The 15,707-nt window shown below is 43.3% G+C and carries 15 protein-coding genes; 12 read left to right on the forward strand and 3 right to left on the reverse strand.

Features of this window, described 5'->3' with window-relative positions:
* Positions 1-16: 16 nt before the first annotated feature.
* Positions 17-652: a ribonuclease H1 domain-containing protein gene (locus GD631_RS05950; RefSeq protein ID WP_143256790.1), complete on the reverse strand. Its 636-nt coding sequence runs from the start codon at positions 650-652 to the stop codon at positions 17-19.
* Positions 653-791: 139 nt separating this feature from the next.
* On the opposite strand from GD631_RS05950, the gene GD631_RS05955 reads away from it, so the two are divergent.
* The 9 genes from GD631_RS05955 to GD631_RS05995 all read left to right on the forward strand — a co-directional run bounded on the left by GD631_RS05955 (position 792) and on the right by GD631_RS05995 (position 11,369).
* Positions 792-1,394, forward strand: a complete 603-nt coding sequence (locus tag GD631_RS05955; protein WP_143256791.1) for a nitroreductase family protein — start codon at positions 792-794, stop codon at positions 1,392-1,394.
* A 127-nt stretch (positions 1,395-1,521) separates the two neighbouring features.
* A complete protein-coding gene (locus GD631_RS05960; RefSeq protein ID WP_143256792.1) occupies positions 1,522-2,049 on the forward strand; it encodes a shikimate kinase in 528 nt (175 codons plus the stop codon).
* A gap of 134 nt (positions 2,050-2,183) precedes the next feature.
* Positions 2,184-4,682, forward strand: coding sequence for a tetratricopeptide repeat protein (locus GD631_RS05965; RefSeq protein ID WP_143256793.1), 2,499 nt, complete (start codon positions 2,184-2,186; stop codon positions 4,680-4,682).
* Between the two features lie 9 nt (positions 4,683-4,691).
* Entirely contained in the window at positions 4,692-6,458 is a 1,767-nt protein-coding gene (locus GD631_RS05970; protein ID WP_143256794.1) for an HSP90 family protein, read from the forward strand.
* A gap of 9 nt (positions 6,459-6,467) precedes the next feature.
* A complete protein-coding gene (locus tag GD631_RS05975; protein ID WP_143256795.1) occupies positions 6,468-7,538 on the forward strand; it encodes a hypothetical protein in 1,071 nt (356 codons plus the stop codon).
* Positions 7,539-7,607: 69 nt separating this feature from the next.
* The gene (speA, locus tag GD631_RS05980) at positions 7,608-9,500 is read left to right on the forward strand and encodes a biosynthetic arginine decarboxylase (RefSeq protein WP_143256796.1); all 1,893 of its coding nucleotides are present in this window, start codon (positions 7,608-7,610) and stop codon (positions 9,498-9,500) included.
* Positions 9,501-9,556: 56 nt separating this feature from the next.
* The gene (gene argB, locus GD631_RS05985) at positions 9,557-10,330 is read left to right on the forward strand and encodes an acetylglutamate kinase (RefSeq protein WP_143256797.1); all 774 of its coding nucleotides are present in this window, start codon (positions 9,557-9,559) and stop codon (positions 10,328-10,330) included.
* A 60-nt stretch (positions 10,331-10,390) separates the two neighbouring features.
* Positions 10,391-10,900 (forward strand): GFO_1088 family ECF-type sigma factor, encoded by a 510-nt coding sequence (locus tag GD631_RS05990; RefSeq protein WP_143256798.1) that lies wholly within the window; start codon positions 10,391-10,393, stop codon positions 10,898-10,900.
* Complete coding sequence (locus GD631_RS05995) at positions 10,890-11,369, forward strand: PG0215 family putative anti-sigma factor (RefSeq protein ID WP_143256799.1); 480 nt, start codon at positions 10,890-10,892, stop codon at positions 11,367-11,369. Before GD631_RS05990 ends, GD631_RS05995 begins: the two co-directional genes overlap by 11 nt.
* A 167-nt stretch (positions 11,370-11,536) precedes the next feature.
* On the opposite strand, the gene GD631_RS06000 is transcribed toward GD631_RS05995, so the two are convergent.
* On the reverse strand, positions 11,537-12,319 hold the full coding sequence (locus GD631_RS06000; protein WP_008024080.1) for a head GIN domain-containing protein: 783 nt from the start codon (positions 12,317-12,319) through the stop codon (positions 11,537-11,539).
* Between the two features lie 129 nt (positions 12,320-12,448).
* Between GD631_RS06000 and GD631_RS06005 the strand changes: the two genes are divergently transcribed.
* On the forward strand, positions 12,449-13,147 hold the full coding sequence (locus GD631_RS06005; protein WP_143256800.1) for a YgjP family zinc-dependent metalloprotease: 699 nt from the start codon (positions 12,449-12,451) through the stop codon (positions 13,145-13,147).
* Positions 13,148-13,305: 158 nt separating this feature from the next.
* Here GD631_RS06005 and GD631_RS06010 read toward each other — a convergent pair whose 3' ends face one another.
* Complete coding sequence (locus GD631_RS06010) at positions 13,306-13,701, reverse strand: hypothetical protein (protein ID WP_143256801.1); 396 nt, start codon at positions 13,699-13,701, stop codon at positions 13,306-13,308.
* Positions 13,702-13,873: 172 nt separating this feature from the next.
* Here GD631_RS06010 and rimP point away from each other — a divergent pair, with 172 nt between their 5' ends.
* Together rimP and nusA are read left to right on the forward strand one after the other, a co-directional pair.
* Positions 13,874-14,341 carry a ribosome assembly cofactor RimP gene (gene rimP, locus GD631_RS06015; RefSeq protein WP_143256802.1) on the forward strand — a complete coding sequence of 156 codons (468 nt, stop codon included), beginning with the start codon at positions 13,874-13,876 and terminating at the stop codon, positions 14,339-14,341.
* A 2-nt stretch (positions 14,342-14,343) separates the two neighbouring features.
* Positions 14,344-15,621 carry a transcription termination factor NusA gene (nusA, locus tag GD631_RS06020; protein ID WP_143256803.1) on the forward strand — a complete coding sequence of 426 codons (1,278 nt, stop codon included), beginning with the start codon at positions 14,344-14,346 and terminating at the stop codon, positions 15,619-15,621.
* Positions 15,622-15,707 lie beyond the last annotated feature (86 nt).

Raw genomic sequence — 15,707 nt, forward strand, 5'->3', positions numbered from 1 at the left:
TGAAATTTATATTCTTTTATTTTCTGCCGAAGTCGGCCGGAATTTCTCCCCATTCTTTCGTTTCCCATTTCAGGATATGAGTGGTATACGTGTTTCCCCGCAACCATTTTTCTGCCCGTTCAATCAATAAAAACAGTTCTTCCGTTTCCGGAGTGCGGGGAAGTTTGGTTTTGCACTTCTTCTGTCGTACCCAGCTGATCGCATTGGCGCTATCACTGTAAATAGGCATGTCGAAACCTTTGTTTTTCAACAACGCCAACCCGTGTACGATGGCTAGAAACTCACCGATATTATTCGTGCCTTTCATCGGGCCGAAATGAAAAATTTCCTGCCGGCTGGCAATGTGTACTCCACGATACTCCATCGGTCCCGGATTACCGCTACAGGCTGCGTCGACTGCCAGGCTGTTGTCGATCACGCAAGAGGGTAAAGTATCTGACGAAGGTTTGGAACCTCCTGCTTTAGACTTTGCATTTTTGCCGATATAAGCATAGGGGGACATTGTCAACGCGCGTTCCGCTTCTTCGCGCGTATCGAATGATTTGTATTTGGCAGCTTCGTATCCTTTGATTTGAAGCTGGCAGTCCGTCCAGGAAGTGTAAATCCCGGGTGTGACTCCCTCCCATACGACATAAAATTTCTGTTTAGCCATTTTTCTGACAATAAATTTAGATAGTCAATGAATTGACGCTGCGAAGGTACAAATATATTCTCTAACTGAACAAGTTAGGGAGGATACTTGTTATAAAAAAAAGAGAGTTTTAAGAATATAAAATAAGAAAGGAACTATCATGGAAAGATCTTTTAGTGAGGCTTTGAAACAACGTCGGACTTACTATTCAATTACTAATCAGTCACCTATATCCGATCAGGAGATCGAATGTATCGTTAATATGACCGTGCGCCACGTACCGTCAGCATTCAATTCGCAGACTACACGTGTGGTGCTCCTGTTGGGAGAATCTCATAAGAAATTGTGGCAGATTGTGAAAGATGCATTGAAGAAGATTGTACCGGCTGAAGCTTTTATAAAGACAGAAGAGAAGATAGATCATTCCTTTGCCTGTGGCTACGGAACTGTACTGTTCTTTGAGGATCAAAAGGTAGTGAAAGGACTTCAGGAGGCTTTCCCGCCTTATCAGGAAAATTTCCCGGGATGGTCATTGCAGACTTCTGCCATGCACCAGCTGGCTATCTGGGTGATGCTTGAGGATGTAGGTTTCGGAGCATCGCTGCAACACTATAACCCGTTGATTGATGAAGAAGTGCGCCGTGCATGGAACTTGCCGGAACATTGGCATCTGATTGCGGAAATGCCGTTCGGACTTCCTATTGGCAAACCGGGTGAAAAAGAATTTCAGCCGCTTGAAGAACGGGTAAAAGTATTCAAATAATGAATGACGGAGAATGAACAAAAGAGATTGAAAAAGAAGAAATTCATAACTGATAACTAATAATTATCTGTTATCCATTATCTATTATCTATTAAATGACTAATTTTGTGAGCAAAATTAGTCATTTATGGTTCGTATCTTCCTTACCGGCTATATGGGTGCCGGAAAAACGACGCTGGGTAAAGCATTTGCCCGGCAAATGAATATACCGTTCGTTGATCTGGACTGGTATATCGAAGAGCGTTTACACAAAACCGTTGGAGAATTATTCACTGAACGAGGCGAAACAGGATTCAGGGAACTGGAGCGGAATATGCTCCATGAAGTAGCCGAGTTTGAGAATGTGGTCATTTCGACGGGAGGTGGAGCGCCTTGTTTTTTTGATAATATGGACTTTATGAACCGGACTGGAAAGACGGTTTTTCTCGATGTACATCCGGATGTATTGTTCAGACGCTTGCGTGTGGCTAAGCAGCAACGCCCTATTCTTCAGGGGAAAGAGGATGACGAACTGAAAGCGTTTATCGTTCAGGCGCTTGAGAAGCGCGCGCCTTTCTATCATCAGGCACAATATATCTTTAATGCAGACGAACTGGAAGACCGTTGGCAGATTGAAACATCGGTGCGACGTTTGCAACAACTTCTTGGATTATAATCTGTGCCTAAATTGTATATCAGACTTTATTTTTTTGATACTCTTTATTGTTCATTCGGTCAATATTTGTACCTTGCACTCGTTATGAGATTTTTTATTGACTAATAACACAAAATTAAGGTAAAGTCTATATCATGAAAACTTTAAAAGAGAAATTTGGGGAGTTATCCGCTAGAATTAAAGCGTCCGGACAGCCTGCAAGGGTATGGTTCCCACAGTATACACCGGCCTCATTATTAAATGCGGAAAATTGGTGGGAAGCATTGGCTGTATGTGAATATGCTTTGGACACGAAAGAAGACGAGAAATTAACAGAAGATTTTTTTGAACTGATATTCAGTGCTTTTGATTGTAATGTAGAGGTTGATCTCAACGAAGAAGAATATGAATTCTGGTGGGAAAAGGTGATACAGGTATGCGATCGTGTAGCAGTGTTCAGCGGTGCGGGATGGGCACAGAAGGGTGCGCAATATTCTGAAGCCCGTTATGGAAAGCGGGATATGAGTTATTTGTTTCCATGCTACGAAAAGGCTGCCGATATGGGTTGGCCCGAAGCGGAAGCAACTGTTGCCTATTGGCAATACATGGGATTCTATTGCGAACAAAATAAAGAAGAGGGCGAACGACGTTTTGCCGCTCTCACTTCTCCTAAAGCTATTTTATGGGGAAAACATTATCGTGCTTTTGTCGAAGAATTTACAGGCGATGAGGCGAAGGCATCACAGATGCGTCATGACCTGCTTGCCGAACTGCCTGAAGGAGAACGTCTGCGTGCTCATGTATATGCAGCGCTGGGAGACGCACTCGACAGGGCGGAAGCTGGTGTGGCGGAGGAAGCAGCTTGCTACGAAAAGTCTTTGGAGGTAGTTCCCAATCTTTATAGTCTTAAAAATCTGGCTACGCTTTATTTCCGTTATCCGGAGCTGAATAAACCGAAAGAACTGGGCTTTGAACTTTGGGAAAAAGCCTGGCGTGCAGGTGTGTGGGCTGCCGCTAACTTCCTGGGGTATACTTATCAGAAAGAAGAATGGCTGGATATGCCGAAAGCTATTGAATGGCTGGAAAAGGGTATGCTTTATTGTGAATCTTACAGTGCGTATGAACTGGCGGTGATCTACCTGTATAATGATGAATATAAGAACGTGGAACGTGGACTGATGTGCCTGAACCGTTGTGTGGAAGATGACTATATAAAGGGTATCGAAAAACTGGCTAATATCTATTTCAACGGTGATTTGGTGGAAGAGGACATGAATCGTGCGAAAGAATTGCTGGAGAAGGCTATTGAGCTGGAGTCGGGAAATGCAGCTTATTGTTTGGGCTGGATGTATGAGCGTGGTTTCTTGTCTGAAGAACCGGATTATGTGAAGGCGTTGGAGCTTTATGAAAAGGCAGCTTCGCTGAATAATGCCGACGGATATTGTCGGATGGCGCTTTACCTGGCTAATGGATATAGCGGTGTAAAAGATGCTGATAAGTCAAGAGAATGTTATGAAAAAGCAGCTGAATTGGGCTCTTGTTTTGCTCTTTTAGAATTGGCGTTCTTGTATGAGAATGGCGATGGAGTGGAGGAGAACTATGAAAAAGCATTTGAACTGATTAGTAAGGCTGCTGAACAAGGTTATCCTTATGCGATGCTCTGTTCTGGTCTTTATATGGAAAAGGGTGTTCTTGGTGAAGCAAAACCGGAAGAGGCTTTCGTTTGGTATACAAAGGCGGCTGAAGCGGGTGATAATGATGCGAACTTTGCTCTGGGACGCTGCTATAAAGAAGGAATCGGAACGAAAGAAGACTGGGATAAGGCACTCGAATGGTTTGGCAAAGGGGCGGAGAAGGGAGAGTCCCGTTGTTTGACAGAGATGGGCCTGGCTTATGAGAATGGCAATGGCGTGGAAGAAAATCCACAAAAGGCTGTGGAGTATATGACGAAAGCGGCAGAACAGGACTATGGTTATGCCCAGTTTAAAATGGGAGATTATTATTTCTTTGGTTGCGGTCCCTGTCTGGAAGACAATAAAAAGGCTGTGGAATGGTATGAGAAGGCTGTGGCCAACGAAATTCCAATGGCTATGTTACGTATGGGTGAGTATTACCTGTATGACTATGACAGTCTGAACGAATCGGAAAAGGCCTTTGCCTATTTCAAGAAAGCTGCCGAATACGAATGGTATAACGAAGGATTGGGTATCTGTTATGAAATGGGTATCGGAGTGGAAGATAATGAAACGGAAGCTTTTAAATATTATACGCTGGCTGCGGATAATGGAAATACGATGAGTATGTATCGTACCGGGCTTTGCTATTACAACGGAGTAGGTGTGAAACAGAACTATGCCGAAGCTTACCGCTGGTTTACGGATGCGGCAGGAAATGAGAATATTGCTGCAACTTATTATCTCGGTAAGATGATGATGTATGGCGAAGGTTGTACTCCTAATCCGGAAGCCGCGGTGCAATGGCTACTGAAAGCTGCCGAAAGAAATAACGACAAAGCACAATTTGAACTTGGAAATGCCTATCTGACAGGAAATGGCGTGGAAGAAAACGATGAAATTGCAATGGAGTGGTTCGAAAAGGCCGCAGAGAATGGCAATGAGAAAGCTCTTAAAATCACCGGAAGGAGGAGAAAGTAAAAGAGGAACATGGAAAAAGAAGGGAATAATCTGTTTCAGGTCAATCTCAAAGGTATGATTGCCTTGTTATCAGAGCACATTTATAGTAACCCGAATACTTTTGTTCGCGAACTGTTGCAGAATTGCGTAGATGCCATCACGGCACTACGCAATATCGACGAGAATTATGAAGGACGTATCGATGTTTTTCTGAATGAGGACAAAACGGTGGTGTTCAGGGATAATGGAATCGGACTGAAAGAGGAGGAAGTTTATCGCTTTCTGACGGTTATCGGAGAGAGTTCAAAACGGGATACTCCCGATGCGGACGATTTTATCGGAAGGTTCGGTATCGGATTGTTATCTTGTTTTGTAGTGACCAATGAAATCACCGTGGAGAGTCGTTCGGCAATGAGCGGACAGCCTGTTTGTTGGTGTGGCAAAGTGGATGGGACGTATCAGCTGACTTTATCGGATGAAGAACGGCCTATCGGGTCGCAGGTAGTATTGCACCCGAAAGGAGACTGGATGCATCTTTTTGAATATGAAACGTTCAAGAAGATACTGGTCAGTTATGGAGAAGTGCTGCCATATCCTATCTATCTGCATTATCAGGGAGAAGAAGAATTGGTAAATACACCTTCGCCTGTATGGCTTGACCCGAAGGCGACTCGTAAAGAACTGCTGGATTATGGGGCAAAAGTATTTCAGTCGTCTGCTCTTGATGCTTTCCGGATTTATACAGAAAGCGGTAAGGTAGAAGGGGTGCTTTATGTTTTGCCTTTCCGCGCACAATTTTCAGTGCGCAACTCTCATAAGGTCTACCTTAAACGTATGCTGTTGAGTGAGGATGATTGCAATTTGTTGCCGCCGTGGGCTTTCTTTATCCGTTGTCTGGTGAATGCGGACGGATTGCTGTCTACTGCCTCCCGCGAGTCTTTGGTAAGCAATGATCAGTTGAAGGATGCACGGAAAGAGATCGGGATGGCTATCAAGGATTATCTGCGGGGATTGGTGCAGAATGACCGCGTCATGTTCAACCGGATCTTGGCTGTTCATCACTTCCATATCAAGGCGATTGCTTCGGAAGACAATGAATTGCTCCGTTTGTTTATGGATTATCTTCCTTTTGAAACAAATAAGGGGGTGCGTGGTTTTGGAAGTATTCGTTCGGCAAGCAATGTGATATGCTATACCAAGAATCTGGAAGATTTCCGTCAGGTACGCCGTATAGCCGGAGCGCAAGGATGGCTGGTGGTGAATGCTGCTTACACTTTTGATGAAACTTTGTTGAAAAAGTATGTTCGTCTGAATCCGGAACTTACTTTGGATGAAATATCTCCTTCACGGTTGCTGGAACAGTTTGGTGAAGTGGAGGCGAATAAAGAGTTTCAGGCTTTTGAAATGAAAGCGAACGACTTGTTGAAGCGGTTTGGCTGTGTCTGCCGTCTGAAGCATTTTACTCCGGTGGATATTCCGGTAATCTTTGTGGCGGAGGAAAAGGAGAATGCAGCTAAAAGTGCCAATAATCCGTTGGCGGCTGTACTAGGAACTGTGAATACTGCCAAGCGGATTCCACCGACACTCACTTTCAATGCGGATAACAAAATGGTGCAGACTTTATTGCAAATACAGGGAGACAATAAACTGTTTCAGCATGTGGTGCATATATTGTATGTACAATCGCTTTTGCAAGGTAAATATCCGGTGAACAGTGAAGAAATGGAGCTTTTCAACCGTTCGCTTAGCGAACTGATGACTTCGAAAATGAATGATTTTATAAATTTCCTGAATTAAAAAAAGAGTATGAGATACACGCTTGAAATACAAAAACTGCTGTTGCAGACACAGAATAACAGCCTGCATCCCAGTGAAAAAGCCAATCTATTGAAAGAAGCTATCCGCATCGCTGATGAGAACGAAGATGTGGAATGGGCTACGGAGTTGAGACTGGATCTTATCTATGAACTGAATCTTCTTTCGGCAGATGCGGAAGAGATTACCGTGTTCTCTAAAATCCTGGATGATTACGAGAATCACAAGGATGTAATCAAAGAAGATGACTTGTTGTGGAAATATAAATGGATCTGGGCTTGTATGTTCGAACTGCCGGAAATTCCGATGGAACAGGTGAGAGCGGTTGGTGAGGATTATAAAACCCGTATTCTTCGGAATGGATATTCTTTGCGGAGTTATTATCATCGCTGGTCTGTGGAATGTGTTAGGATGCGCCAGTATGACAAGGCGAAAGAATACATTGATAAGATGCTGAATGAAAAGATAGACGGTCAGTCGTGTGAGGCTTGCGAACTGAATTTTATGCTGGATTATTATCTGGAAACAGGGCAGTTTGATGAGGCTTACAGCCGGGCGCAACCATTGATTAATAAGCAGGTTACCTGTTATGAAGCTAATTTGCGGGCTTACTTGAAGCTTTCTTATTATGCACAGATAGCTGGTAAACCGGAAGTTGCCGCCGATATGTGCGCACGTGCCGAAGAAGCATTGCAGGGAAGAGAGAAGGACGAATATCTTTTGCTCTACTTGGGATTGTTCATTGTTTATAATATGATGACGAAGCCGGAAAGAGGATGGGAATATGCTGAGCGGTGTATCGGTTGGAGTTTGCGTACGAATACGTTGAAGAAATATCGCTTCTCTTGCGATATGGTAGAGGCCTTGAAGTATGAGACCCGCCCGGAAGTCTCCTTATCGTTACCGGAGGAATTCTCTCTTTACCGTCCGGACGGAATTTATCAGGTAAACGAGCTTCGCAATTATTTCTATCAGCAGGCAGAAGAGCTGGCACTTCGCTATGATGCCCGTAACGGAAATAGTGGTTATATGGACCGTTTGAAACAATTAATGTCCAATTAATTGCCAACATGTAGATTAATCTGTATTTTTGCCGTCCAATTATTTACTAAAAACACTGAATAACAGAAAATGAGAAAGTGGCGTATTGAAGATTCTGAGGAACTCTACAACATCACAGGTTGGGGTACCTCGTACTTTGGTATTAATGACAAAGGTCATGTCGTTGTTACACCTCGTAAAGATGGAGTATCCGTTGATTTGAAAGAACTGGTCGACGAGTTACAATTGCGTGATGTGGCGGCTCCCATGCTGGTGCGTTTCCCGGATATTTTGGACAACCGTATTGAAAAGATGTCGTCCTGCTTTAAACAGGCAGCCGAGGAGTATGGTTATAAAGCCCAAAACTTTATTATTTATCCGATTAAAGTCAACCAGATGCGCCCTGTGGTGGAAGAAATTATCAGCCACGGAAAGAAGTTCAATCTTGGACTGGAAGCCGGTTCTAAACCGGAACTCCATGCGGTGATTGCGGTCAATACGGACTCTGACTCATTGATTGTTTGCAACGGATATAAAGACGAAAGTTATATTGAACTGGCTCTGCTTGCCCAAAAGATGGGTAAACGTATCTATCTCGTTGTGGAGAAGATGAACGAACTGAAGCTGATAGCCAAAATGGCAAAGCAGCTGAATGTGCAGCCTAACATCGGTATACGTATCAAACTCGCTTCTTCCGGTAGCGGAAAGTGGGAAGAGTCGGGAGGAGATGCCAGCAAGTTCGGCTTGACTTCCAGCGAACTTCTCGAAGCACTCGATTTCCTGGAGAGCAAAGGGTTGAAAGATTGTCTGAAGCTGATTCATTTCCATATCGGCAGTCAGGTGACGAAGATACGTCGTATCAAAACGGCTTTGCGTGAGGCTTCACAATTCTATGTGCAGCTCCATTCAATGGGCTTCAATGTGGAGTTTGTTGATATTGGCGGTGGACTGGGAGTGGATTATGACGGAACCCGTTCATCCAATAGCGAAGGTAGTGTAAACTATTCCATTCAGGAGTATGTAAACGACTCTATCTCTACGCTGGTAGACGTGAGCGATAAAAATGGCATCCCGCACCCGAATATCATAACGGAAAGTGGACGTGCATTGACGGCACACCATTCTGTTCTCATCTTTGAAGTTCTTGAAACAGCTACCTTGCCCGAATGGGATGACGAGGAGGAAATAGCTCCGGACGCACACGAATTGGTGCAGGAGTTATATAGTATCTGGGATTCGCTGAATCAGAATAAGATGTTGGAAGCATGGCACGATGCGCAGCAGATCAGGGAGGAAGCGCTGGACTTGTTCAGTCATGGAATCGTGGATCTGAAAACCCGTGCACAAATCGAGCGTCTGTATTGGTCTATTACACGTGAGATTAATCAGATTGCCGGCGGTTTGAAGCATGCGCCCGATGAATTCCGCGGACTGTCCAAACTGCTTGCAGATAAATATTTCTGTAACTTCTCGCTGTTTCAGTCACTTCCTGACTCTTGGGCGATTGACCAGATATTCCCGATCATGCCTATTCAGCGATTGGATGAGAAACCGGAGCGTTCGGCTACTTTACAGGATATTACCTGCGACTCGGACGGCAAAATTGCCAACTTTATCTCTACCCGTAACGTGTCTCATTATCTGCCTGTACATGCACTGAAGAAAACAGAACCTTATTATGTGGCTGTGTTCCTGGTAGGGGCTTATCAGGAGATTTTGGGAGATATGCATAATTTATTCGGTGATACGAACGCCGTGCATGTTTCGGTGAACGAGAAAGGATATAATATCGAACAGATTATCGACGGAGAAACGGTAGCGGAGGTATTGGACTATGTGCAGTATAATCCGAAGAAACTGGTACGTACACTCGAAACTTGGGTGACGAAATCAGTGAAAGAAGGAAAGATCTCTTTGGAAGAAGGAAAAGAATTCCTTTCCAATTATCGTTCAGGGCTTTACGGATATACTTATTTGGAATAACCTGCAAGGTGCCGGAGCCGGATTCTCCATTCGGCGAACTTATTAGAAATCAAGAAATGAGAGGAAAACTAACAGTAATTAAGGTGGGTGGCAAAATCGTAGAAGAGGAAGCCACCCTTCGTCAGTTGTTAAATGACTTTGCCGCTATCGACGGACATAAAGTGTTGGTTCATGGCGGCGGTCGTTCGGCAACAAAGATTGCCGCACAACTGGGTATTGAAAGCAAAATGGTAAATGGTCGTCGGATTACCGATGCCGAAACGTTGAAAGTCGTAACGATGGTGTACGGCGGACTGGTGAATAAAAGCATTGTGGCAGGTCTGCAAGCACGCGGAGTCAATGCGCTCGGATTGACCGGAGCGGATATGAATGTAATCCGTTCGGTGAAACGTCCGGTGAAGGAAGTAGACTACGGTTTCGTGGGGGATGTGGAACAGGTGGACGCAACTTTGTTGTCGGATTTGATACATAAAGGTGTTGTTCCGGTAATGGCTCCATTGACGCACGACGGACACGGTAATATGCTGAATACGAATGCAGATACCATTGCCGGGGAAACAGCGAAGGCGTTGTCGGCTCTGTTTGATGTGACATTGGTGTATTGCTTCGAGAAGAAAGGCGTGTTGCGTGACGAGAATGATGACGACAGTGTGATTCCTCAAATCACCCGTGCCGAATTTGAACAATATGTAGCTGATGGCGTTATTCAAGGAGGTATGATTCCCAAATTGGAGAATTCTTTTGAAGCAATAAATGCAGGAGTCTCTGAAGTGGTAATCACCTTAGCGTCAGCGATTAACGACTCTGGAGGAACGAAAATAAAAAAATAATTCAAAAAAAGTAGTGGGCGACTGTAACTTTTCATATCCTAGCCCGTCATTATTATAGAGATGCAAGAAATCAGCTTCCGAAACGATATTTTGCCGTTGAAGGATAAACTCTTTCGATTGGCTCTCAGAATCACCCTGGATAGGGCCGAAGCCGAGGATGTCGTTCAGGACACCATGATAAGAGTGTGGAACAAGCGTGATGAGTGGTCTCAATTTGAATCGGTCGAAGCCTATTGCCTGACAGTGGCAAAGAACCTGGCGATAGACCGGAGTCAAAAGAAAGAAGCTCAAAACGTGGAACTCACCCCCGAAATGGAGGAAGAACCTGATGCAAACAGTCCGTATGACCAGATGATTCATGATGAAAGAATGAACATCATTAATAGACTGGTAAACGAACTTCCCGAAAAACAGCGGCTTATCATGCAACTGAGGGACATTGAAGGTGAAAGCTATAAAAAAATTGCAAGCTTGCTGAATCTGACAGAGGAACAAGTAAAGGTGAACCTCTTCAGAGCCAGACAAAAAGTAAAACAAAGGTATTTAGAAATTGACGAATATGGATTATAAGGATATAGAACAGCTCCTCGAGCGATACTGGCAATGCGAAACTTCCGTTGAGGAGGAAGCAACATTGCGCGACTTCTTCGCAAAGGAAGAGGTTCCGGCTCATTTGCTTCGCTATAAAAACCTGTTTGTTTATCAGCAGGTTCAGCAGGAAGTAGGACTGGGCGAAGACTTTGATGCACGTATTCTGGCAGAGGTGGAGCCTACGGTAGTAAAAGCGAAACGTTTGACACTGACCGGTCGTTTTATTCCTCTGTTCAAGGCCGCTGCCGTAATTGCAATCATCCTTTCTTTGGGGAATGTGGCGCAACATTCTTTCTCCGGAGATGATGGAAGTGTATTGGCAACGGATACCATTGGTAAACAAGTAACTGCACCGTCGGTCGCTATCTCAAATGATGTGAAAGCGGAACAGGTTTTGGCTGATAGTCTGGCGAGGATCAACCACAAGGTGCAAGTTATAAACGAATAGACATTTTCATTTGCTTTAAACATATAATATAGTTAGTGTGCTTAATTAAAACAACAACGAAGGCGAAACTGTGAAGTTTTCAATTCTCTCAAATTTTTATAATAAAACTAACTAAATAAATGGGCTACCGCGCGATGCAGTAGCCCTTTTATGTTTTTAAACTGTCTTTATTTGATCTGCCGTATATTTTTTCTTGGAGCATCCACTTCTTGAGGATCTCCTTTATAGGCAATATCACCGCTTCCTTTGACGCGGGCAACCAGCTTCTGACTGGCATAGCAACTGATGTTGCCGGAGCCGCTAATGCTTGCGTCTGTGTTTTCTGCTTGCAAATCGGCGGCCTGAATATTTCCTGATCCGGCAATAGAATAGCTCGCTTGAATGGCTTTGCCGTTCAGATTGATATTGCCCGAACCGGAAATACTTGCCTGACATTCCTGACTCTCTATTTGTTGTAGTCTTACATCTCCCGAACCATTAATTGAAACGGCCATTTTTTGGCAATTGAATCCTTCTCCCTGAATGTTGCCCGAACCGTTGATGTGGAATTCAATATCTTTAGAGGTTTGTATCCCATTGATTAATCTTATATTTCCTGAACCGTTGACCGACAGCTTATTCAGCTCCGGAGCAAAAACTTTTATTTCCAGTTTTCCTTTCCAGATAGTGACATTCTTCTTGAATTTTATAATGAATGTACTACCCTCCACATACGTTTCTATAAGTGGTATGATGTTGTCGGAACCATGAATTTCGACATGGCTGCATGTGTCTTGCCAATAACTGATGTTGGCACTTCCCACTAGTTTGATTTCATTGAAGTGGTCGGCTTTCACTTCTTTGGAGATGTAATTCTTACTACCTACGATGTGTTTTCCCCGCAAGCAAGAGCCGGCAGTAAGTACTAGAAACATTCCCGTGACTAATACGAGCAATAAACTTGTTTTCATAATTACGCTTTTCTATGATTGATATAATGGTTAGACGTAAGAACTTGATCTAAAGTTGCATCTTCCATAAAGTTTTTCGTTAGCATCTTCTTTTTTATTACTTTTGTGGCTGTTGATAGGAGGATTATAATGGATAAGATTATAGAAGATGATGAGTTAGGGCGTCTGGTGATACGCGTCAATTCACGTGCGAGAAGTCTTGTGTTTCGTACCAAGAGTGATGCTGTTTATGTTTCAGTTCCTCCCGGTACTACCCTGAAAGAAGTGAAACAGGCCATCGAGAATTTGCGTGGAAAACTTCTGGCCTCCCAGCAAAAAATCGCTCGTCCGTTGATTGATTTGAATTATAAGATTGATGCGGAGCATTTTAAACTATCTTTGGTGTCGGGCGAGAAAGATCAGTTTCTGGCTAATTCCCGGTTGGGTGTAATGGAGATCGTTTGTCCGCCTCATGCTGATTTTACAGATGAAAAACTGCAAAGCTGGTTGCATAAGGTTATTGAAGAATTATTGAGACGAAATGCCAAAAGTATTCTGCCTTCACGTCTGGCCTTCTTGTCCAAGCAATGCGGATTGCCCTATTCGAGTGTGAAAATAAACTCCAGTCAGGGCAGATGGGGGAGTTGTTCGGCTCGAAAAGCTATTAATTTATCCTATTACCTGGTTTTGCTGCCTTCTCATTTGATAGACTACGTGTTGTTGCACGAATTATGCCATACCCGCGAGATGAATCATAGCGAACGATTCTGGGCATTGCTGAATCAATTTACAGAAGGAAAAGCATTGGCCTTGCGGGGAGAATTGAGAAAGTACCGTACGGAAATATAAAATGCTTTACAGCCAAGATAATATTCTCGCATTGTCACGAACTTAGTTTATTCTATCTTGGGTAAAGCCTTGTAAGCTCCTATTTCTGGCTGTCTTCTAAATCTTATACATTCCTGATAATGGTTCGTTATGATACGTAATAGGGGGATATGCCTTTATTATTTGGCTAATTGTTTAATCCCGTCCGATTCTTTTTCAAACTGATAAGTTCCTCCTTTTTCGCTAAGATCAAACGTAGAGACTAATTCTGTGTTATTATCTACGATCAATAAAGCGCTTTGTTCCGCAAAACGTCCCAATTCTACTGTGTAAGGCTCTTCCGATATGGTTTTATTGGAGATAAGACTGTCGTTGACAAACAAAGAGATAGAATCTCCGGCAAAACCTTTTACCAGACTGATTGTGTAGCTTTCGATGAAATGACGTTCTTCCTGCTTTTCCCGTTGTAACCGCATACTCATGTATACGAAAATAACCACTACAAAAATGACGGCAAAAGCAAGAATTCCATTACCTACCATAAACTGTTTATTAGTGTTGAGACGATGTGCCATAGTCGTTATTTTTTGAATTGTGGCGTAAAGATACGAATATAGTACTGTTAATTCATACTTTTTTTCTTTAATCTTTTGTAGTCGAACAGATTATTTATATCTTTGCAACCGAAAACGGATGAAAGGTGGAGGGGCAATTAAGCTCCTTTTTTTGTTCTTATATAGCTAATAAATGATAGAAAAGAAAACTGTTTGTCAGATTGTAGAAGAGTGGCTGGAAGGAAAAGACTACTTTTTAGTAGAAATAACCGTGAGCCCGGATGACAAAATTGTGGTCGAAATAGACCATGCAGAAGGTGTTTGGATTGAAGATTGTGTGGAGCTTAGCCGCTACATAGAGTCGAAACTGAACCGTGAAGAGGAAGATTATGAACTGGAAGTTGGGTCGGCCGGTATCGGACAGCCCTTTAAAGTACTGCAACAGTATTATATCCACATCGGACAAGAGGTGGAGGTATTGACTAAAGACGGACGCAAACTGGCCGGTATACTGAAAGATGCCGATGAAGAGAAGTTTACGGTAGCCGTACAAAAGAAAGTAAAACTCGAAGGAGCAAAGCGTCCGAAACTGGTAGAAGAGGACGAGACCTTCACTTATGAGCAAATAAAATATACTAAATACTTAATTAGCTTTAAATAGTTATGGCCAAAAAAGAAGAAACAATCAGCTTGATTGATACATTTTCGGAATTTAAGGAACTGAAGAATATCGATAGAACGACGATGGTTAGCGTACTTGAAGAGTCGTTCCGTAGCGTAATCGCGAAAATGTTTGGCACCGATGAAAATTACGACGTGATCGTGAACCCGGACAAGGGGGACTTCGAGATATGGCGTAACCGTGAAGTTGTGGCCGATGAAGATTTGACTAACCCGAATATGCAGATTTCGTTGAGCGAAGCGCAAAAAATCGATGCTTCTTACGAAGTAGGCGAAGAGGTGACTGACGAAGTGATCTTTGCCAAGTTCGGACGTCGTGCTATCCTGAATCTCCGCCAGACATTGGCTTCCAAGATTCTGGAACTCGAAAAAGACAGTATTTATAATAAATATATAGATAAGGTAGGTACTATCATCAACGCAGAAGTGTATCAGATCTGGAAGAAAGAGATGTTGCTCTTAGATGATGAAGGAAACGAGTTGCTGTTGCCTAAGACCGAACAAATCCCAAGTGATTTCTATCGCAAAGGTGAAACGGCCCGTGCAGTGGTTGCCCGCGTGGATAACAAGAATAATAATCCTAAGATTATCTTGTCACGTACTTCTCCCGTTTTCCTGCAACGCTTGTTCGAGATGGAAGTACCCGAAATTAATGATGGTTTGATTACCATCAAGAAGATTGCCCGTATCCCTGGCGAACGTGCCAAGATTGCGGTAGAATCTTACGATGACAGAATCGACCCTGTAGGAGCCTGTGTAGGTGTAAAGGGAAGTCGTATTCATGGCATTGTTCGTGAACTTCGCAATGAGAACATCGACGTAATCAATTACACATCGAACATCTCATTGTTTATACAGCGCGCTTTAAGCCCGGCAAAGATTTCTTCTATCCGTCTAAATGAGGAAGAGAAGAAAGCAGAGGTTTTCCTCAAACCGGAAGAAGTTTCGCTGGCTATCGGTAAAGGCGGTTTGAACATCAAACTGGCCAGTATGTTAACTGAGTACACTATCGACGTGTTCCGTGAGTTGGATGAGAATGTAGCTGACGAAGATATCTATCTCGACGAGTTCAGAGACGAAATCGACGGATGGGTGATCGACGCCATCAAGGCTATCGGCATCGATACAGCGAAGGCTGTGTTGAATGCTCCTCGTGAGATGTTGATTGAAAAGACGGACTTGGAAGAAGAGACAGTGGACGAGGTAATACGCATTTTGAAATCGGAGTTTGAAGAAGAAAGTGATTCAATTGAAAGTTGAAAATAGAATATTGACAGTTGAAAGTTGGCTTGTAAACAGCGCAGCCAACTGTCAACTGTCATTTATCAGCTATCAACTTCTTAAAG

Origin of the sequence: Bacteroides luhongzhouii (assembly GCF_009193295.2) — a bacterium.
GTDB classification, from domain to species: Bacteria; Bacteroidota; Bacteroidia; order Bacteroidales; family Bacteroidaceae; genus Bacteroides; species Bacteroides luhongzhouii.